An 18,915-nucleotide genomic window follows, 5' to 3' on the forward strand; every position below is an offset into this window, starting at 1 on the left:
TCAGGACGCACTACCTTTTCGTGAGCACGGCAACATTTACACGACCTAAATTGCACGATTCACGCCAGTAACATCGCGCCCCGGCCAGTGCTTGGGTACAATTCCACGCTAATTTGATCGAGTATCAGGAACACTTACATGATCGCTTGCCTGCGGCTGTTCACTGCCCTCTGCCTCGCTGCCCTGTTGGCGGCTTGCGCCAGCTCGCCCTCGTCCAGCCTTGGCGACCTTCCACGGACGGCCGATGCCAGTATCGAGCAACTGCTCGAACAGGCTGCCACCAGCACCAATCCGGAAAAGGCTGCCCTGCTGCGCCTGAGCGCGGCCGACCTGGCGTATCGCCAGGGTAACGCCGGCCAGTCCGCGCAAATCCTGCAACAGGTTCCGCTGGAAACGCTCAAGCCGGGCCAGCAGGTCTATGCCAGCACCCTGGCCGCCGAACTGGCGATGACCCGCAACCAGCCCAAGGCGGCACTGACCGCCCTGAGCCACCCAAGCCTGCAGCGCCTGAGCGAATTGCCGGACGAGCAACGGGTTCGCACCGGCACCGTGCGTGCCCGCGCCCTCGAAGCCGACGGCCAGACGCTGGCCGCCGCCCGCGAGCGGATTGCCATCGCGCCGATGCTCGAAGGCGAAGCCGCGAACAAGAACCACGAGGCGATCTGGGCACTGATTGCCTCGCTGCCCACCGACCAGCTGCAACCGATCACCGACGACGTGCTCGGCGGTTGGATGAGCCTGGCCGTGGCGGTAAAAACCGCCGGCACCCTGGAACTGCAACAGGCTGCCATCGACAACTGGAAAGCCCAGCACCCGAAACATCCTGCCGCCCTGCAGTTGCCACTGCCACTGACCCAACTCAAGCAACTGGCCAGCCAGCCGCTCGGCAAGATCGCCCTGCTGCTGCCCCAGGAAGGCCCGCTGGCCTCGGTGGCCAAGGCCCTGCGCGAAGGTTTCATGGCTGCTCACTACCAGGCCCAACAGGCCGGACAGAACCCACCCGCCATCGAGTTCTATGACAGCTCGCGCCTGACCTCGCTGGACGACTTCTATCGCAAGGCCCAAGCCGATGGCGTGCAACTGGTAGTCGGCCCGCTGGAAAAACCCCTGGTCAAGCAACTCAACGCGCGCCCTCAACTGCCGATCACCACCCTGGCGCTGAACTACAGCGAAGGCGACCAAGGCCCGGCCCAACTGTTCCAGTTCGGCCTCGCGGCCGAGGACGAGGCGCGCGAAGTATCCCGTCGCGCACGTGCCGACGGCCTGCATCGCGCTGCGGTACTGGTACCTAAAGGCGAATGGGGCGACCGCGTCCTCAAGGCCTTCAGCCAGGACTGGCAAGCCAATGGCGGCAGCATCATCGGTGTCGAACGTGTAGACCAACCCGTGCAACTGGCCCAGCAGATCGCCGACCTGTTCCAACTGCGCCAGAGCGAAGGTCGCGCCAAGAGCCTGCAAAGCACCGTCGGCTCGCAGATCGCCGCACAGCCGTCGCGCCGCCAGGACATCGAGTTCATCTTCCTCGCCTCGACCCCACAACAGGCGCAACAGATCAAACCCACGCTGAACTTCCAATACGCGGGTGACGTGCCGGTCTACGCCACGTCCCACGTGTACAGCGCCAGTGGCGACCAGAACCAGTACAACGACATGAACGGCGTGCGCTTCTGCGAAACCCCATGGCTGCTCAACACCAGCGACCCGCTGCGCCAGCAAGTGACTGCACAATGGCCACAAGCCAATAGCAGCCTGGGTCGGCTGTACGCCATGGGCGTCGACGCCTACCGCCTGGCCCCGCGCCTGGGTCAACTCAAGGCCCTGCCGGACAGCACCATCGAAGGCCAGTCGGGCAACCTGAGCATGAGCCCGACGCAACGGGTTCAACGCCAGCTGCCCTGGGCGCAATTCGTCAACGGCCAGGTCCAACGCCTGCCGGACACCCCGCGCTGATGCCCGACAGGTCACGCCAGCAAAGCGGTCGAGATGCTGAAAGCCAGGCGCTCCAGCATCTCCAGCAACAGGGACTGCGCCTGCTGGCGCAGAACTGGTTGTGTAAACGCGGCGAGCTTGATCTGGTCATGCTTGACGGCGATACAGTAGTATTCGTCGAAGTCCGCTACAGAAAAAACACCCAATGGGGTGGCGCGCTCGGCAGTATCGATGCGCGCAAGCGTCAAAAACTGATACTCGCCGCGCAGTATTTCCTGCAGAGCGAGTCACGCTGGGCCGACTCCCCCTGCCGTTTTGATGTGGTTGCCATAGACAGCACTGCAGCGCATCTGAACTGGCTACGGAATGCCTTTGATAGCTGACCGCTGTCGGGCAGGACCGATTTTCACCCAACACTTTTGCTCTTTGCTTTGCGGGCCGCACATTGCTGTGCCACCAGGCCGCGCCACTTAAGGTCACACAGATGGACATGCAATCCCGAATTCGCCAGCTTTTTCAGGCCAGTATCGATACCAAGCAACAGGCGATGGACGTACTTGCACCGCACATCGAGCAAGCCAGCCAAGTGATGGTCAACGCCCTGCTCAACGAAGGCAAAATGCTCTCGTGTGGCAACGGCGGTTCGGCCGGTGACGCACAGCACTTTTCCTCCGAGCTGCTCAACCGCTTCGAGCGCGAACGCCCCAGCCTGCCGGCCATCGCCCTGACTACTGACAGCTCGACGATCACCTCGATCGCCAACGACTACAGCTACAACGAAATCTTCTCCAAGCAGATCCGCGCCCTGGGCCAGCCCGGAGACGTCCTGCTGGCGATTTCCACCAGCGGCAACTCGGCCAACATAATTCAAGCGATCCAGGCCGCACATGATCGCGAAATGATTGTCGTAGCATTGACCGGTCGCGATGGCGGCGGCATGGCGTCGCTGCTATTGCCGGAAGACGTGGAGATTCGCGTACCGGCCAACGTCACCGCACGCATTCAGGAAGTCCACCTGCTGGCGATCCATTGCCTCTGCGACTTGATCGACAGCCAATTGTTCGGGAGTGAAGAATGACCCCTAATCGCCTAGGCCTACTGGCCCTGACGCTGTGCCTCAGCATCAGCGGATGCACCTCGGTGGTGAACGCCAGCCGTGAAAGCCCCATTCAGGATGACCGTGGCACTCGCACCTTCGGCAGCAAGATCGACGACTCGTTGATCGAAACCAAGGTTGGCGTGAACGTGGCCAAGGCCAACCCGGACCTGGACACCCAATCGCACATCGTCGTCACCAGTTTCAACGGCGTGGTACTGCTGGCCGGGCAAACGCCCCGTGCCGACCTCAAGGCCCAGGCCGAGCAGGCCGCTGCCGCTGTGCAGCGGGTCAAGACGGTGCACAACGAACTGCAGGTCATGCAACCCTCGTCACTGTTGGCACGCAACAACGACGCCTGGCTGACCACCAAGATCAAGACCCAGATGCTCACCGACGCCAGCATTCCCGGCTCACGCATCAAGGTCGTGACTGAAAACGGCATCGTCTACCTGCTGGGCTTGCTGACCAAGCAGGAAGCGGCCCAGGCCACCAACCTGGTGCAGGGCGTTTCCGGGGTGCAGAAGATTGTGAAACTGTTTGAGTACATTGACTGACACGCTCTCCTGCAGGAGCACGGCTCCTGCAAGTAATAAAAAAGGCGATCCGAATGGATCGCCTTTTTTATTACTTCACCACCTTCAAGCTTGGCCGTCCGCTAGGGCGCGGTGGCTCGTTGTCGGGTGGCGGCAGATCATCTTCGGGCTCGAACTCGTCCTCGCCCTCTACCGGCGACTCCAAGTCAAACACCATACCCTGGCCATTCTCCCGAGCGTAAATACCCAGGATCGCAGCTATAGGCACGTACAGGGTGTGCGGCACACCACCGAAGCGACCTTCAAAGCTCACTGCATCGTTATCCATGTGCAGATGACGCACGGCAGCGGGCGAAACGTTCAGGACAATCTGTCCGTCACTGGCAAAACCTTGTGGCACCTGCACCGAAGGAAACTCGGAGTTGACCAGCATGTGCGGGGTGCAATCGTTATCGACAATCCACTCATAGAGCGCACGGACGAGATAAGGACGACTGGAGTTCATAGCGGCTCCTTAAGCCTTAGCGCATATCGCGTTCGACACCAGACAGGCTCGCCTGGAATGCCTCACGCGCAAACTGGCGCTCCATATAATCAAGCAGCGGCTTGGCCGGCCGCGGCAGTTCAATACCCAGGATCGGCAAACGCCAGAGTATCGGTAGTAGGCAGCAATCCACCAGACTTTGTTCCTCACTGAGGAAAAACGGCTTGTCGGCGAACAACGGCGAGACACCCGTGAGGCTCTCTCGCAGCTCCTTGCGCGCCTGCACGCGTGCTGGCTCCTTGGTCCGCGAATCCAGGATCAGATCCACCAGGCCACACCAGTCACGTTGGATGCGATGGATCAGCAGGCGGCTATTGGCCCGCGCCACCGGATAAACCGGCAGCAAAGGTGGATGGGGATAACGCTCATCCAGGTATTCCATCACCACGGTCGACTCCCACAACGCTAGGTCACGATCGACCAGGGTGGGCAAGCTGCCGTAAGGGTTCACTTCGATCAGCTTTGGCGGCTGACGGCCCGCCTCCACACTGATGATCTCGGCGCTGACACCCTTCTCTGCCAGTACGATTCGCACTCGGTGGGAATAGTGGTCGGCGGGGTCGGAGTAACAGGCCAACCGGTTGGTCACGCCCATGGCGGTCCTCCTCGCTTGTTGAAATTATTGAAAGCGGAAAAACGAGCGCGCCCAGAGGGCGCCTCCCGTAACGCCTGGATGACCAGATTCGTTACGTTTACAGAGACGCCCTTGGGCGCGCGCGATTAACAGCAAATGCTTGAAGCTAGATCAATGCACATCTTTCCAGTATTCGCGCTTGAGCAAGTAAGCGAATACGAAGAAGAACGCCAGGTACAACAGTACGTAGGTACCAATGCGCTGATGCTCCAGCTTAACCGGGTTAGCCGAGTAAGCGAGGAAGGTTACCAGATTCTTGACCTTCTCATCGAACTGCTCTTCGGTCAGGGCACCGGACTTCGGCACGATGGTCAACTGATCGCACGCTTCATGAGTCAGCGGCGTACCGGTCAGCGGATCATATTGCTTCTTGCCGTCCTCGACGATCTGCACCTGTTTGCAGCCTACGACCTGACGACCTTGCAGGCCGACCAGCACGTTGGGCATGCCGACGTTCGGGAACACCTTGTTGTTCACGCCCCAAGGACGCGACGGATCTTCGTAGAACGACTTCAGGTAGCCGTAGAGCCAGTCAGTGCCACGCACCCGAGCTACCAGGGTCAGGTCAGGCGGCGCAGCGCCGAACCAGGCCTTGGCGTCTGCCGGCTGCATGCCAATGTTCATGTGGTCGCCGATCTTGGCGCCGGTGAACACCAGGTTCTTGAGCATCAGATCGTGAGGAATCCCCAGATCGTCGGCAACGCGCTCATAGCGCTGGAACTTGGCACTGTGGCAGCCCATGCAGTAGTTGGCGAAGGTACGTGCGCCATCTTGCATTGCCGCTTTATCGGAGACGTCGATGTCGACCTTTTCCAGCTCAGGACCGCCCGCGGTGGATGCGAACGAGAACACAGGCAAAGCAGCAAGAATCAGTACAGCAAATAGCTTTTTCATCAGCCAGTCACCCTTTCCGGAACCGGTTTTGTCTTCTCGAGCCGGGTGTAGAACGGCATCAGAATGAAGTAGGCGAAGTACAGGAAGGTACATACCTGCGACAACAGCGTACGACCTGGCGTTGGCGCCAGAACACCCAACACACCCAGGATCACGAACGAAATGCAGAACACCCAGAGCCAGATCTTGCTCATCCAGCCCTTGTAGCGCATGGATTTGACCGGGCTACGGTCAAGCCATGGCAGGACGAATAGCACGGCGATCGCGGCGCCCATGGCGATAACGCCCAGGAGCTTGTCGGGAACGGCACGCAAGATCGCGTAGAACGGGGTGAAGTACCAGACCGGAGCGATGTGCTCTGGGGTCTTGAAGGCGTTCGCCACTTCGAAGTTCGGCTTCTCGAGGAAGTAACCGCCCATTTCCGGGAAGAAGAACACGATCGAGCAGAAGATGAACAGGAACACCACCACGCCGACGATATCTTTCACGGTGTAGTACGGGTGGAAGGCAATGCCGTCCAGCGGTACGCCGTTTTCGTCTTTGTATTTCTTGATGTCGACGCCGTCCGGGTTGTTCGAACCGACTTCGTGCAGCGCCAGGACGTGCAGCACTACCAGGCCAAGAATAACGATCGGCAAGGCCACCACGTGCAAGGCGAAGAAGCGGTTCAGGGTGATCCCGGAAATCAGGTAGTCACCACGAATCCACTGGGTCAGGTCGTCGCCGATGACCGGAATCGCACCAAACAGCGAGATGATCACCTGGGCACCCCAGTAGGACATCTGGCCCCACGGCAGCAGGTACCCCATGAAGGCTTCCGCCATCAGGGCCAGGTAGATCAGCATGCCGAACACCCACACCAGCTCACGCGGCTTCTGGTACGAACCGTAGAGCAAGCCACGGAACATGTGCAGATAGACCACGACGAAGAACGCCGAAGCGCCGGTGGAGTGCAGCAGACGCAGGATCGAGCCGTACTCGACGTCGCGCATGATGTATTCGACGGAGGCAAACGCCTCTTCCGCCGACGGGGTGTAGCTCATGGTCAGCCAGACACCGGTAACGATCTGGTTAACCAGAACCAGCAGTGCCAGGGAGCCAAAGAAGTAGAAGAAGTTGAAGTTCTTCGGAGCGTAATACTTGCTGAGATGGTCTTCCCACATCTTGGTCGCAGGAAAGCGCGCATCAACCCAATCCATCAACTTGCTCATCACGCGTTCTCCGTATCGACGCCGACGACAATGATGTCGTCCGACTCATAGGAATGCGGGGGAACTGGCAGGTTCAAAGGCGCAGGCTGCGATTTGAAGACACGGCCAGCCAGGTCGTAGTGGGAGCCATGGCAAGGGCAGAAGTAGCCGCCCACCCATTTTGGACCGAGGTCGGCCGGCGCCACTTCTGGACGGAAGGTCGGTGAACAGCCCAGGTGCGTGCAGATACCGATCAGCAGCAGCACTTCCGGCTTGATCGAACGCGTCTTGGGATCCACATAGGTCGGTTGTACCGAGGCCTTGGAGTCCGGATCGGAGAGATCCCCCTCGATCTTCGTCAGGTTCCCCAGAATCTCCTGGGTGCGGCGGACGATGAATACCGGCTGACCGCGCCATTCGGCAATCATTTGCTGACCTGGCTCGATTTTGCTGACATTCACTTTCACCGGTGCACCTGCGGCTTTCGCCTTGGCACTGGGAAACCACGACCCCACGAACGGGACCGCAGCCCCCACCGCTCCTGCAGCACCCACCACGGATGTGGCTGCTACCAAGAAGCGACGCCGGCCTGTATTCACGCCGTCATTGCTCATCCAGTCCTCTCCCATCAGCTTTGTGGCCTGTTAAATCAGGCATCTACTAAGTAAAAATCTGAACTTATAAAAATTTTGCAGAATGGTAATGAAAAGCCCCAATTCTGACAAGGTAATTACCACCCATGGGTACCGCCAAGCCTTGTAGTATAGGGCTTCTGCGGATGTGGCAAGTTGTCACACCAAAAATCATCGCCCATAAAAAACGCCCAGCTCCGCGAGGAGACTGGGCGCTTTGAACGCGAAAGCGAATTAACGCTTCGAGTACTGCGGACGCTTACGCGCTTTACGCAGACCAACTTTCTTACGTTCAACTTCACGCGCGTCACGGGTTACGAAGCCAGCTTTACGCAGTGCACCGCGCAGAGTTTCGTCGTAATCCATCAGAGCGCGAGTGATGCCGTGGCGGATTGCGCCAGCTTGACCACTTACACCACCACCGATCACGGTGACGTAGATGTCGAACTTCTCGACAGTCTCAGTCAATTCCAGCGGCTGACGAACTACCATGCGGGCAGTTTCGCGACCGAAGAAATTTTCCAGCGAACGGTTGTTGATGGAGATGTTACCAGTGCCCGGACGCAGGAAAACGCGTGCGGTTGCGGTCTTGCGACGGCCAGTGCCGTAATTTTGAGTCGCCGACATAATGAACTATTCCGTTAAAACTTCAGTTCTTGGGGCTGCTGAGCAGTATGAGGGTGAACAGCGCCCGCATAGACTTTCAGCTTACGATACATGTCGCGACCCAGTGGGTTCTTAGGCAGCATGCCTTTAACCGCGGTCTCGATCACGCGCTCAGGGGCTTTAGCGATCAGCTTTTCGAAGTTGATCGACTTGATGCCGCCCGGGAAACCGGAGTGGGAGTAGTAGATTTTGTCGGTGGTTTTAGCACCGGTTACACGAATCTGCTCGGCATTGATAACGACGATGTAGTCGCCGGTGTCAACGTGAGGAGTGTACTCAGCTTTATGCTTGCCACGCAGACGGCTCGCGATTTCGGTGGCCAGACGACCCAGGGTCTGACCTGCAGCGTCGACGACAAACCAGTCGCGCTGTACTGTTTCCGGTTTAGCAGTAAAAGTTTTCATTCTTTATACCCTCATGGGCCGACCTGTAAATTAGACGGCGGATCTTACTGAATAGTGCGTACTTTGACAAGTCAAAGGCAGCCGGGTACAGACGCTATCGGGGGCTCGGGTCGGCGCGTCCGTTCAACGGCAAGATTCTTCGGCGGCGGCGCATCACTTCCACTGCAGAAAGAGGTGCGCAATTATGCAGATTGCGAAAAATTTTTCAACCTGCTTTTATGATTGTTTTGCCAAGGGAGCACCCGATGGACTATCGCCAGCTAGGCCGCACCGACCTGAATGTCAGTGCCATCTGCCTCGGAACCATGACCTGGGGCGAGCAAAACAGCGAGGCAGAGGCCTTCGCGCAGATCGAGCGAGCCAAGAGTGCCGGGATCAACTTCATCGACACCGCCGAGATGTACCCGGTCCCACCCCAGGCGCAAACCTACGCCAGCACCGAACGCTACATCGGCAACTACTTCAAGAGCCGTGGCGACCGAGCCGACTGGATCCTGGCCAGCAAGATCGCCGGCCCCGGCAACACCATCGACTATATTCGCGACGGTCACCTCAAGCACAACCGCGAACACATCGTCCAGGCCCTGGACGCCAGCCTCAAGCGTCTGCAAACCGATTGGATCGACCTCTACCAGTTGCATTGGCCGGAGCGCAGCACCAACTTTTTTGGCCAACTGGGCTACAAGCACAAGAGCGAAGTCAACCTGACGCCGCTTGAGGATACCCTCCAAGCCCTGGATGAACAGGTCAAGGCCGGCAAGATCCGTCACATTGGCCTATCCAACGAAACCCCATGGGGCACCATGCGTTTTCTCGCCCTGGCCGAAGCCCGTGGCTGGCCGCGTGCGGTGACCATCCAGAACCCCTACAACCTGCTCAACCGCAGCTTTGAAGTGGGCCTGGCGGAAATCGCCATCCGCGAACAATGCGGCCTGCTCGCCTACTCGCCGCTGGCGTTCGGTTTCCTGTCAGGCAAATACGAAGGTGGCGCGCGCCCGGCAAAAGGCCGCCTGAGCCTCTACAGTCGCTTCAGTCGCTATTTCAACCCGCAATCGGAAGCTGCCTGCAGCCGTTATGTCGCGCTGGCCCGTGAACACGGCCTGGACCCGGCACAAATGGCCCTGGCCTTCGTCACCCAGCAACCGTTCGTCACCAGCAACATCATCGGGGCGACCACGATCGAACAACTGGACAGCAACATTGCCAGCTTCGACCTGAAGCTGTCGGATGAAGTGCTGGCGGGGATCGAGGCGATCCACAAGGATCACCCGAACCCGGCGCCATAACCCCCACGTGTAGGAGCGAGCTTACTCGCGAAAAGCCTGAGCACACCGCTGGGTGCCAGGCTTTCAACGCTATCGTTGACGACCATCGCGAGCGAGCTGTTCCTACAATGATCTGGCAATGATCTCCTTCATGATCTCGTTGGTCCCCGCATAAATCCGCTGCACCCGCGCATCGGCCCAGGCCCGGGCGATCGGGTATTCCCACATGAAGCCGTAGCCGCCATGCAACTGCACGCATTCGTCGAGCACCTTGCATTGCAGGTCAGTGCCCCAGTACTTGGCCATCGCCGCCGTCGGCACGTCTAGCTTGCCTTGCAGGTGCAGTTCCAGGCAGCGGTCGACAAACACCCGGCCAATCTGGATCTCAGTGGCCATTTCCGCCAGCTTGAAGCGGGTGTTCTGGAAGTCCGCAATCGACTTGCCGAACGCCTTGCGCTCGCGGGTGTAATCCAGGGTCCATTGCAGGGCGGCCTCCGCCGACGCCAGGCCGCCTACGGCCACCGTCAGGCGCTCCTGTGGCAACTCCTGCATCAGATAGGCGAAGCCCATCCCGGCCTGCCCCAGCAGGTTCTCCTTGGGCACCCGGACGTCCTGGAAGAACAGCTCGGAGGTGTCCTGGGCCTTCATGCCGACCTTTTCCAGGCGCTTGCCCTTGGCAAAGCCCGGGGTGTCGGCTTCCACCAGGAACAGGCTGGTGCCCTTGGCCCCGGCCTTGGGATCGGTCTTGGCGACGACAATCACCAGGTCCGCCAGGTAGCCGTTGGTGATAAAGGTCTTCGAGCCGTTGATCACATATTCGTCGCCATCCAGCACCGCGGTGGTCTTCACCCCTTGCAGGTCGGACCCCGCGCCCGGCTCGGTCATGGCAATGGCCGTGACCATCTCGCCCGAAACCAGCTTGGGCAGGTATTTGTGTTTCAAGGCCTCACTGCCGTAATGCAGGATGTACGGCGCAACGATGTCCGAATGCAGGGAGAAGCCGATGCCGGTCAAGCCCAGCCGCCCGACTTCCTCGATCACCACCGTGCTGTAGAGAAAGTCCGCCCCCAGGCCGCCGTACTCCTCCGGCAGATGGGAGCAGAGCATCCCCGCCTCCCCCGCCTTGTTCCACAACTTGCGGTCGATGTAGCCCTGTTTTTCCCATTGAGCATGAAACGGCACGGCTTCTTTTTCGAGGAAGGTGCGCACGCTATCGCGAAACAATTCGTGCTCGGAGCTGAACAAGGTTCTAGGGATCATCGGGGCACCTGTCGTTATTGTTGAACGAAAATGTATGCCAGAGACTAATCCCACCACCTGCAACGGGACACTGGACACATCCGCCAAAAAATAAGACGATCCAGCCGCTTGGTGACCACTTTCCCCTATAAGAATAAATTGAATTATGTCTATCCAATCTTCTGCGCCGTTGCGGCGCGTCAGCATCCTGGCGATCGACCGGGTGTTTGCCTACACCCTCATGCAGGCCAAGGATTTTTTCCACCTGGCCAGCCTGCGGTACGGCAAGCAACAGGGCCAGGGCCTGACCCCCGGCTTTGAAACCCGTGTAGTCAGCCCCGACGGCAAACCCGTCAACAGCTTCAGCGATGTGCTGATGCCGGTGGACGGCGGCCTGGAAAATGCCGATATCATCATCCTCCCGGCGTTCTGGGACGACTTCGACACGCTGTGCCAGCGTTATCCACAGGTGTTGCCGTGGCTGCGTGAGCAGCATGCACGGGGCGCAGTGCTCTGCGGCGAAGCCACCGGGGTGTTCTGGCTGGCCGAGGCCGGCCTGCTCGATGGCAAGGAAGCGACCACCTACTGGCGCTTTTTCAACACTTTCGAAGAGCGTTTCCCCAAGGTCCAGCTCAACAAGGACAAGCACCTCACGGATGCCGACAACCTGTTTTGTGCCGGCGGCACCACCTCGGCCTGCGACCTCTACATTTACCTGATCGAGCGCTTCTGCGGGGCCAATGTGGCCCAGGCCGTAGCCCGCGACATCCTGTATGAAGTGCAACGCAGCTATTCCCCCGGCCGCATCGGCTTCGGCGGACAGAAGCTGCACCAGGACGTAATCATCCTGCAGATCCAGCACTGGCTCGAAGAGCATTTTGCCGACAAGTTCCGCTTCGAAGACGTCGCCCGCGAGCACGGCATGAGCATCCGCAACTTCATGCGTCGCTTCCAGACCGCCACCGGCGACAAGCCGCTGCACTACCTGCAACGCCTGCGCATCGAAACCGCCAAGGGCTTGCTGTCCGGCAGCCGCAAGAGCATCAAGACCATCAGCTACGAAGTCGGCTACGACGATGCGAGCTTCTTCGCCCGACTGTTCCGCCAGCACACCGAACTGTCGCCGAACCAGTATCGGCAGCAGTTTCAGCAGGCGGCGTAGCCGAACACCAACCGAATGTGGAAGCGAGCCTGCTCGCTTCCACACAGAATCTTGCGCCGGCCACGCAGTTCTTTCGCTGTGCATTTTCCTACGCAAAAAGCGGAATACATAGCGCCGGAGAACCCAACCCTACCCACAGACGCAGCCCCTTAAAAACTTCAACATCTTCCCTGCAAACCATCAGGGAAGATCAAACATGACTATCGGATCAAGCTACAACTACCCTTCATACATCGCCAAGGAGACCGACCGAACAAAGCGCTCGGCTAAAAATAAATGGGCGGCTCGCTTTCCCAATCCGCCGGATTTGTGCTTTGACTATCGTGCACTGGTAGAGCAGGAAAACGGTATCGCCAGGGCAACTGACCCGCAACATAAAATCTGCATCATCGGCGCCGGCGTCACAGGCCTGACCGCCGCCAGAGAGCTCTATCGCTGCGGCTTTACCCATATCACTCTCATCGAACAATCCAGGCGCATCGGCGGCAGGCATCTGACCGTTCCCGGCAGCCGAAACTCGACAGCAAGCCATACACCGTTTGAAATGGGCGCCATGCGCATGCCCTTCTTCAACCGGGCGGATGAGCCACCGACAGAAGGTCGGTCGCTGATGGCTTACTACGCCAATCAATTTGAATTGGCGTTTTCAGACTTCGCCAACCCCGGCAGCCAATGGGTTAACTCGACAGGCATCTATCTCCGGGAGGGCAGCATGGGCGGCGGATCGGCGCCGCAGATGTTGATATGGAAAAACGAAGACGGCGTCACACCGCCTCCCGGCGATGAATTGCAAAAGGTTTATTCCAAATGGAAAGCCTTTGCCGATCGCATGACCCGCCACGTTGCTGAGCTCTACGCGAGCCAGGAATGGGAAGCCATATGGGCTTCTATCGTTGAAAAATACGAGAGTGTCTCGTTCCGCGACCTGGTCAGCATGCCAGCACTGGAAGCTTGGGATGCCCGCTCACCCGGGGATTTCGGCGGAATGGGAATGTCTGCGCAAGAGTCCGCAATTTTTTACGCAATAGGTATAGGTGACGGTAGCTGGGGAGCTTTTTATGACGTCTGCTGCCTCTACCCTCTGCGTACTGCGATTTTCGGTTTCAGCAGCCAATTGCAACTGATCCATGGTCGTGTGGACTCAAACGGCGATCCACTGGATTCGCCCTACCTGAATAGCGAAGCCGTTTTTGACTCAATGGGGCAGAGTTTTGACAAGCCCCGCTACATCGGTCTCGCCGCTTTGGACGAATGCCTGCTGTTTGTGAAAACCGATGAAACCGGAAAGTCCATCTACGAACATTGCCTCGAAAGAAGCAATGGGCTTCTCACCGACTCATCCGTTACAAAACTGGAAAAGCTGACCAATCAAAAAATACGCGTCCATTACAACTGGAAACACAATCAACCCGAGCAAATCCAGGAGCAATTTGATGACTTTGACTCGGTCATCATGACACTACCCTCCTGGCTGATTGAAACTCGAATCAAGCTCGAAAATTTCACCCGGGAGATGCTGCCTTTCGAGACGATTAACGCCTACAAAACCGCACACTGGGAAACTAGCTGCAAAGTGTTTGCACCGCTGAAAAAATCATTTCTCTCGAAAAACAAAAACATCCCGCAAGCCATCGTAACCGACAGTTTCATCCACGATGTCTATACCTACCGCTACAACGACAATTACAGCTATGACTGCATCCTGCTGAGTTATACCTGGGAAGATGACGCAACCAAACTCGCCTCATTCAGCGATAAGGAGCTGGTATCAAGATGCGCCGAAGAGCTGGATCGCATACTCATGAACTCTGCCAACGTCCAGGAAAAAATCTCTCCCTACATCGGCATTGAGCAAGCCGTGGTTCAGCGCTGGATCACTGATAAAAATGCTCTGGGCTGTGCCAAGCTTTACCGACCGGGCACCTACTACGATGCCGTCAGCCTGATGAAGTACAACCGGGACTTTGCTCATGTTTCAGGCTTGTATTTGTCCGGCGAGTCATTTTCCGTCGATGCCGGTTGGACGGAGCCATGTTTTCGCGGTGCTGTCGATGCAGTGATTCATATCTGCAACAAAACCGCCGCGACGTTCAATGGCGGATTTTCCTTGAGCGACTACCCGCACTACCAAATCAAAATCTGATCCCCCCGTTTCAGAGCCATGCACGCAATACATGGCTCTACCTCTCGCGCCGGCTACCCAGGGCCATCAAACATCACTCTGATCCATTTTCGGACAAGGACTACGACCTAAACGGAAGTAGCTGACTTACACCCCATTCCTGATTCCTCTCTCATACACACGCCATTTAACAGCTTGAAAAACAATAAAAAGAGGAACGACGAAAATGAATGAGCCAACAAGCCCTGTTCGTGTAGCAGTCGTGCAATTCGATCCACAAGTCGGCATCGAAAAATGTGTAGGTAATCTGCGTCGCAGCCTGGAATTGGCGCTTGAAGCGGTAAACCGAGGTGCGAATCTCATCGTTCTGCCCGAACTTTCCAATACCGGCTATTTCTTCAGCAATCGACAGGATGCCTTCGCCCATGCCGAAGCGGTTCCTGACGGGCCAAGCGTGCAGAGCTGGATCGACTTCGCCCGCGAGCACAACGTTTACCTCGTGGCCGGTCTCGCCGAACGCGACGGCATGCGACTCTTCAACACCGGCGTTCTGGTGGGACCAGATGGTTTTATCGGCAAATACCGCAAAGCCCATTTGTGGAATCTGGAGAAGCTCTGGTTCACCCCCGGCGACCTGGGTTTCCCGGTTTTCGACACACCGATCGGCCGCATCGGGCTATTGATCTGCTGGGACATCTGGTTCCCGGAGGTGCCACGGATCCTCGCCCAACAAGGCGCAGACATCATTTGCAGCCTGAACAACTGGGTCTGGACACCGCCGCCGCTGTTCGACGATGCCGGTAAGTGCATGGCGTCTTATCTGACGATGACCGCCGCTCACGTCAACAACGTGTTTATCGCTGCCGCCAGCCGGATCGGCGAGGAGCGCGGCGCACGCTATCTGGGTTGCTCGCTGATTGCCGGAACCAACGGCTGGCCGATTGGCGCCGTGGCTTCGGCAGACAGGCAGGAAATCCTGTTTGCCGATGTCGACCTGACCAGCTCCCGCAGTGCGCCCATCTGGAACAACCTGAACGATCTGCATCGCGATCGTCGGGCCGATCTTTACGATCAGATGCTCGGCTACACCCAACACCCTTGCCTCCCACGTTGATCAGGAGGCCTATCGCATGGAAGTTACAACCGACAAAAACCAACCATCGCGCAAATCACCGATTGATACAGCCGTCGCCCTGCTAATGATCGGCGCGACACTGCTGATCGTCTGGCTTTCTTTCAGCAACCGGACTTTCTGGGGAGCGCATTGGCCCGGGTACGGCGACATGGTATCGCTGCTACCCGAACCGAGTGCCTGGTTGCGTTGGGTGTTAGGTGACATCAGCGAGGTGGCTTTCTACAAGCACGAGTTCGCCTCGATCGGCCTGCTGGCGGGCGCTTATCTGGCTTACTGGGCGAATCGAACGGGGAAATCCTGGCAAGGGTTTGCCATCTCCTATGGAACGGGACTTTGGCCCTGGCTGGTCACCAGTTCGTTGCTCGGGCTGCTGCTGAGCAATCTGCTGTGGGGATGGACGGTGACAGCCACAACCTGGCAACCCACATTCGTAGCATTCGTCTCGCTGCCAGCGGCGATGGTGCTGATGTTTGGTGGAGGCTGGAAGGTCACGATCAACGGCGCACTCATGGGCGCCGTACTCGTCACACCGATGTGCCTACTGATCGTCAACTACGTGTGCCAACCCCTGGCCTTGCCTGCAGTGATTGGCAATGTGCTGGGCATGGCGGTTGCCAGCGTCCTGGCGTTTCTGCTCTGCCGCTATTGGCCGAACCTGGTGAAATCCAGGTCGTCGCAAACGCCACCCGCCTCCATAGCCCCCGCCAAGGCGCCCGACTATGGCGTTATCTGGAGCCTGCGCCGGATTCTGGCGGACTTTTCCGAAGCACCGTTCTTCGGCAATGAGCTGGCCAGCCTTGGCCTGATACTGGGTGCACTGCTGGCGTACAGCTTGAACCCTTCAAGCCCCGCGTACGGATCAGGCTTGTTGCTGCACATCATTGGCGCGCAGGCATTAGCCTCGGCCATCGGCGTGCTGATCTGGCGTCGACAATGGATGTTGCGCGGCTGGTATCCCACTTACATCCCGCTGGTTTCAGTGGTGCCCGCGGCGATCCTGGCCTATGGCGGCAGCTGGCAGATAATCGTCTCAAGTGCACTGCTGGGGGCATTGCTCGCACCACCGCTGGCCTGTGTGATTGCCAGGAAATTACCGGCCGACATGCATGCCTACATCGCCAATGTACTGTCGATGGCCATCAGTACACTGCTGATCGTGCCGCTGATCGGTTTTCTGATCGCTGATTAATGCCCCAGCCATTCGGCTGTATCGCGGCCTCAATAGCGGATACAGCCACTTTTCATTACAAACAAGCGAGGTATCCCATGGACCTGCCCAAACTGTCCATCGCGGCACTTGGCGGCACAGTAAGCATGCAAGCGAGCAATGCCGGTGAAGGCGTCATCCCGACCGTCAGCGGCGAAGCCCTGCTGACTTCCATACCGGAACTGACGACACTGGCCGGAGTCACCGTCGAGACCCTCGGCCTGCTGCCCAGTGCGTCCCTGGATTTCGAGTTTTTGTTGAACGTATTGTCCTGGGCTGAGTTTCAGGTCAAACAGGGCGCCGTTGGGGTCGTGATAACCCAGGGCACCGACACACTCGAAGAAGCCGCGGTGTTTTTGGATTACTTGTGGCCCTACGACACCCCCTTGGTGCTGACCGGTGCCATGCGTTCCGCAGCGCAGCCAGGTGCCGATGGACCGGCCAATCTACTGGATGCATGTCGCGTTGCCTTGGCGCAGAACAGCCGGCAGCGCGGTGTCCAGGTCGTAATGAACGGACAGATTCATCAAGCGTGCAGCGTACGCAAAACCGATTCGCTGGCATTGCAGGCGTTTTCCTCTCCAGTCGTGGGGCCCGCGGGCCTACTGGTGGAAGACCGTGTTCGCTACCTGCGCCCGCCGGGGCCGCGCACGGTGTTACCGATGCCGCAACGGACCACACAGAAGGTTGCACTACTTGAGGCCTCACTTTCGGCCGACACCCTGCTACTGGAAAATATTCTCGCACTCGATTACGACGGGCTGGTGATCGGCGGTTTCGGCGCTGGCCACATCTCGCAGCGCTGGGCGACAACGATTGAGCATATTGCCAAACGAATCCCGGTGATCATTGCGACCCGAACCGGCTCCGGCTCCACCGCACGTGCCTCTTACGGTTTTGGCGGTGGTGAAATGGACTTGATCCGCAAGGGGGCATCGATGGCGGGTTTTCTATGTCCGCGAAAAGCCAGAATTCTGCTTTGGTTGCTGCTTGGTTGCCAACGGCAGCACGAGCTTGCGCAGTATCTCAACGAAGATATTTGACTTCAAAACAATGTACAAACCTGTGGGCGGAGGATTTGCGCTGACAAAAAAGGGCCTGCAATCGCAGGCCCTTTTTTATATTCCGAAACACCTTACGGCTTATGCGCCCGCGACAGGAACTCGTGGGATTGCATCTCCAGCAGGCGACTCAAGGTGCGCTGGAACTCGAAGTTCAAGCGACCACCGGTGTACAAGTCTTTGAGCTCGACTTCGGCAGAAATGATCAGTTTCACGTTACGGTCGTAGAACTCGTCGACCATGTTGATGAAACGTCGGGCGATGTCGTCGGTGGTAACGCTCATCTGCTCCACGCCACTGAGCAGCACGGCATGGAAGATCTTGCCCAGTTCGATGTAGTCGTTCTGGCTGCGTGGGCCGTCGCACAGTTCGCGGAAGTCGAACCAGGCCACGTCGTCACACGTACGCAGGGCACGAATCTCGCGGTTCTCGATCATCAGCACGTCGTTTTCCACCGCGGCCGTGCATTCCGGTGTCAGCGCGCGGAAGCTTTTGCGCAGGCTCTCGTGGGACGCTTCGTCGAGCGGGAAGTGGAACAGCTCTGCTTGCTCAAGGTGACGCAGACGGTAATCGACGCCGCTGTCGACGTTGACGATGTCGGTGTTCTGCTTGATCAGCGCAATCGCCGGCAGGAACCGCGCACGTTGCAGACCGTCCTTGTACAGGCCGTCCGGCACAATGTTGGAAGTCGCGACCAGGGTCACGCCGTTCTTGAACAACTCTTCCATCAAGGTGCCGAGGATCATCGCGTCGGTGATATCGGAAACGAAGAACTCATCGAAGCAGATGACCCGCGCCTCGTTGGAAAAACGCTTGGCGATAATGGTCAGCGGGTTCTTCTCGCCACCGAGGGTCTTCATCTCTTCGTGCACGCGCTTCATGAAGCGGTGGAAGTGGGTCCGGGTCTTTTCCTTGAACGGCAGCGCTTCATAGAAGGTGTCGACCAGGTAAGTCTTGCCGCGACCTACGCCGCCCCAGAAGTACAGGCCCTTGACCGGCGCCTGGTCTTTCTTGCCGAACAGCTTGCCGAGCAGGCCCGGCTTGTTCTGCGAGGCTGCAACCAGGTCGTCGTACAGGCGCTGCAAATGACGCACGGCAGTTTCCTGGGCGGCGTCATGGAAGAACTCCGGACGTTTGAGATCAGCTTGATATCGTTCTAGGGGCGTCATAATTCGTTAGCAAGGCAACAAAAACGGGCC

At 58.3% G+C, this 18,915-nt stretch carries 19 protein-coding genes; 10 read left to right on the plus strand and 9 right to left on the minus strand.

Annotated elements, in window-relative coordinates:
- The first annotated feature begins 138 nt into the window (after positions 1–138).
- From ACIOVD_RS14040 to ACIOVD_RS14055, 4 genes are all read left to right on the plus strand, one after another.
- A complete protein-coding gene (locus ACIOVD_RS14040) occupies positions 139–1,950 on the plus strand; it encodes a penicillin-binding protein activator (RefSeq protein WP_401128416.1) in 1,812 nt (603 codons plus the stop codon).
- Positions 1,950–2,312 carry a YraN family protein gene (locus ACIOVD_RS14045; RefSeq protein WP_320332994.1) on the plus strand — a complete coding sequence of 121 codons (363 nt, stop codon included), beginning with the start codon at positions 1,950–1,952 and terminating at the stop codon, positions 2,310–2,312. Before ACIOVD_RS14040 ends, ACIOVD_RS14045 begins: the two co-directional genes overlap by 1 nt.
- A 101-nt stretch (positions 2,313–2,413) precedes the next feature.
- Positions 2,414–3,007, plus strand: coding sequence for a phosphoheptose isomerase (locus ACIOVD_RS14050; protein WP_007904374.1), 594 nt, complete (start codon positions 2,414–2,416; stop codon positions 3,005–3,007).
- The gene (locus tag ACIOVD_RS14055) at positions 3,004–3,582 is read left to right on the plus strand and encodes a BON domain-containing protein (RefSeq protein ID WP_401128419.1); all 579 of its coding nucleotides are present in this window, start codon (positions 3,004–3,006) and stop codon (positions 3,580–3,582) included. Before ACIOVD_RS14050 ends, ACIOVD_RS14055 begins: the two co-directional genes overlap by 4 nt.
- Positions 3,583–3,652: 70 nt before the next feature.
- Here ACIOVD_RS14055 and ACIOVD_RS14060 read toward each other — a convergent pair whose 3' ends face one another.
- The 7 genes from ACIOVD_RS14060 to rplM form a co-directional block, all read right to left on the minus strand.
- On the minus strand, positions 3,653–4,066 hold the full coding sequence (locus ACIOVD_RS14060) for a ClpXP protease specificity-enhancing factor (protein ID WP_095168948.1): 414 nt from the start codon (positions 4,064–4,066) through the stop codon (positions 3,653–3,655).
- Positions 4,067–4,082: 16 nt separating this feature from the next.
- The gene (locus ACIOVD_RS14065; protein WP_095168949.1) at positions 4,083–4,700 is read right to left on the minus strand and encodes a glutathione S-transferase N-terminal domain-containing protein; all 618 of its coding nucleotides are present in this window, start codon (positions 4,698–4,700) and stop codon (positions 4,083–4,085) included.
- Positions 4,701–4,850: 150 nt separating this feature from the next.
- The gene (locus tag ACIOVD_RS14070; protein ID WP_095168950.1) at positions 4,851–5,633 is read right to left on the minus strand and encodes a cytochrome c1; all 783 of its coding nucleotides are present in this window, start codon (positions 5,631–5,633) and stop codon (positions 4,851–4,853) included.
- Positions 5,633–6,844: a cytochrome bc complex cytochrome b subunit gene (locus ACIOVD_RS14075; RefSeq protein WP_159997899.1), complete on the minus strand. Its 1,212-nt coding sequence runs from the start codon at positions 6,842–6,844 to the stop codon at positions 5,633–5,635. Before ACIOVD_RS14075 ends, ACIOVD_RS14070 begins: the two co-directional genes overlap by 1 nt.
- The gene (gene petA, locus ACIOVD_RS14080) at positions 6,844–7,437 is read right to left on the minus strand and encodes a ubiquinol-cytochrome c reductase iron-sulfur subunit (protein WP_095168952.1); all 594 of its coding nucleotides are present in this window, start codon (positions 7,435–7,437) and stop codon (positions 6,844–6,846) included. The genes ACIOVD_RS14075 and petA overlap by 1 nt, the downstream gene beginning before the upstream one ends.
- 252 nt (positions 7,438–7,689) lie before the next feature.
- A complete protein-coding gene (rpsI, locus tag ACIOVD_RS14085) occupies positions 7,690–8,082 on the minus strand; it encodes a 30S ribosomal protein S9 (protein ID WP_008080273.1) in 393 nt (130 codons plus the stop codon).
- A 14-nt stretch (positions 8,083–8,096) separates the two neighbouring features.
- The gene (gene rplM / locus ACIOVD_RS14090) at positions 8,097–8,525 is read right to left on the minus strand and encodes a 50S ribosomal protein L13 (RefSeq protein WP_007905295.1); all 429 of its coding nucleotides are present in this window, start codon (positions 8,523–8,525) and stop codon (positions 8,097–8,099) included.
- A gap of 245 nt (positions 8,526–8,770) precedes the next feature.
- Here rplM and ACIOVD_RS14095 point away from each other — a divergent pair, with 245 nt between their 5' ends.
- Positions 8,771–9,811 carry an NADP(H)-dependent aldo-keto reductase gene (locus tag ACIOVD_RS14095; RefSeq protein WP_401128426.1) on the plus strand — a complete coding sequence of 347 codons (1,041 nt, stop codon included), beginning with the start codon at positions 8,771–8,773 and terminating at the stop codon, positions 9,809–9,811.
- Positions 9,812–9,913: 102 nt separating this feature from the next.
- On the opposite strand, the gene ACIOVD_RS14100 is transcribed toward ACIOVD_RS14095, so the two are convergent.
- On the minus strand, positions 9,914–11,050 hold the full coding sequence (locus tag ACIOVD_RS14100; protein WP_095168954.1) for an acyl-CoA dehydrogenase family protein: 1,137 nt from the start codon (positions 11,048–11,050) through the stop codon (positions 9,914–9,916).
- 244 nt (positions 11,051–11,294) lie between these two features.
- On the opposite strand from ACIOVD_RS14100, the gene ACIOVD_RS14105 reads away from it, so the two are divergent.
- The 5 genes from ACIOVD_RS14105 to ACIOVD_RS14125 all read left to right on the plus strand — a co-directional run bounded on the left by ACIOVD_RS14105 (position 11,295) and on the right by ACIOVD_RS14125 (position 17,698).
- Positions 11,295–12,191 carry a GlxA family transcriptional regulator gene (locus ACIOVD_RS14105; protein WP_174244637.1) on the plus strand — a complete coding sequence of 299 codons (897 nt, stop codon included), beginning with the start codon at positions 11,295–11,297 and terminating at the stop codon, positions 12,189–12,191.
- A gap of 196 nt (positions 12,192–12,387) precedes the next feature.
- Positions 12,388–14,334 (plus strand): FAD-dependent oxidoreductase, encoded by a 1,947-nt coding sequence (locus tag ACIOVD_RS14110; RefSeq protein WP_159997903.1) that lies wholly within the window; start codon positions 12,388–12,390, stop codon positions 14,332–14,334.
- 205 nt (positions 14,335–14,539) lie between these two features.
- Positions 14,540–15,427 (plus strand): nitrilase family protein, encoded by an 888-nt coding sequence (locus tag ACIOVD_RS14115; RefSeq protein WP_095168956.1) that lies wholly within the window; start codon positions 14,540–14,542, stop codon positions 15,425–15,427.
- 16 nt (positions 15,428–15,443) lie between these two features.
- Entirely contained in the window at positions 15,444–16,637 is a 1,194-nt protein-coding gene (locus tag ACIOVD_RS14120; protein ID WP_095168957.1) for a hypothetical protein, read from the plus strand.
- Positions 16,638–16,714: 77 nt separating this feature from the next.
- Positions 16,715–17,698 (plus strand): asparaginase, encoded by a 984-nt coding sequence (locus ACIOVD_RS14125; protein ID WP_095168958.1) that lies wholly within the window; start codon positions 16,715–16,717, stop codon positions 17,696–17,698.
- A 92-nt stretch (positions 17,699–17,790) separates the two neighbouring features.
- Here the strand turns inward: ACIOVD_RS14125 and zapE are convergent, their stop codons facing one another.
- Entirely contained in the window at positions 17,791–18,885 is a 1,095-nt protein-coding gene (zapE, locus tag ACIOVD_RS14130; protein WP_095168959.1) for a cell division protein ZapE, read from the minus strand.
- Positions 18,886–18,915: the final 30 nt, after the last annotated feature.

Origin of the sequence: Pseudomonas sp. NPDC087626 (genome assembly GCF_044743405.1) — a bacterium.
Lineage (GTDB): Bacteria > Pseudomonadota > Gammaproteobacteria > Pseudomonadales > Pseudomonadaceae > Aquipseudomonas.

Bases quoted from the DNA above. Each gene is read 5' to 3' on its own strand.
- petA (WP_095168952.1), bottom strand. From the start codon at position 7,437: ATGAGCAATGACGGCGTGAATACAGGCCGGCGTCGCTTCTTGGTAGCA.
- ACIOVD_RS14045 (WP_320332994.1), top strand. From the start codon at position 1,950: ATGCCCGACAGGTCACGCCAGCAAAGCGGTCGAGATGCTGAAAGCCAG.
- ACIOVD_RS14050 (WP_007904374.1), top strand. From the start codon at position 2,414: ATGGACATGCAATCCCGAATTCGCCAGCTTTTTCAGGCCAGTATCGAT.
- ACIOVD_RS14095 (WP_401128426.1), top strand. From the start codon at position 8,771: ATGGACTATCGCCAGCTAGGCCGCACCGACCTGAATGTCAGTGCCATC.
- ACIOVD_RS14055 (WP_401128419.1), top strand. From the start codon at position 3,004: ATGACCCCTAATCGCCTAGGCCTACTGGCCCTGACGCTGTGCCTCAGC.
- ACIOVD_RS14070 (WP_095168950.1), bottom strand. From the start codon at position 5,633: ATGAAAAAGCTATTTGCTGTACTGATTCTTGCTGCTTTGCCTGTGTTC.
- ACIOVD_RS14075 (WP_159997899.1), bottom strand. From the start codon at position 6,844: ATGAGCAAGTTGATGGATTGGGTTGATGCGCGCTTTCCTGCGACCAAG.
- ACIOVD_RS14110 (WP_159997903.1), top strand. From the start codon at position 12,388: ATGACTATCGGATCAAGCTACAACTACCCTTCATACATCGCCAAGGAG.
- ACIOVD_RS14040 (WP_401128416.1), top strand. From the start codon at position 139: ATGATCGCTTGCCTGCGGCTGTTCACTGCCCTCTGCCTCGCTGCCCTG.
- rplM (WP_007905295.1), bottom strand. From the start codon at position 8,525: ATGAAAACTTTTACTGCTAAACCGGAAACAGTACAGCGCGACTGGTTT.
- ACIOVD_RS14060 (WP_095168948.1), bottom strand. From the start codon at position 4,066: ATGAACTCCAGTCGTCCTTATCTCGTCCGTGCGCTCTATGAGTGGATT.
- ACIOVD_RS14125 (WP_095168958.1), top strand. From the start codon at position 16,715: ATGGACCTGCCCAAACTGTCCATCGCGGCACTTGGCGGCACAGTAAGC.
- ACIOVD_RS14065 (WP_095168949.1), bottom strand. From the start codon at position 4,700: ATGGGCGTGACCAACCGGTTGGCCTGTTACTCCGACCCCGCCGACCAC.
- zapE (WP_095168959.1), bottom strand. From the start codon at position 18,885: ATGACGCCCCTAGAACGATATCAAGCTGATCTCAAACGTCCGGAGTTC.
- rpsI (WP_008080273.1), bottom strand. From the start codon at position 8,082: ATGTCGGCGACTCAAAATTACGGCACTGGCCGTCGCAAGACCGCAACC.
- ACIOVD_RS14115 (WP_095168956.1), top strand. From the start codon at position 14,540: ATGAATGAGCCAACAAGCCCTGTTCGTGTAGCAGTCGTGCAATTCGAT.
- ACIOVD_RS14100 (WP_095168954.1), bottom strand. From the start codon at position 11,050: ATGATCCCTAGAACCTTGTTCAGCTCCGAGCACGAATTGTTTCGCGAT.
- ACIOVD_RS14120 (WP_095168957.1), top strand. From the start codon at position 15,444: ATGGAAGTTACAACCGACAAAAACCAACCATCGCGCAAATCACCGATT.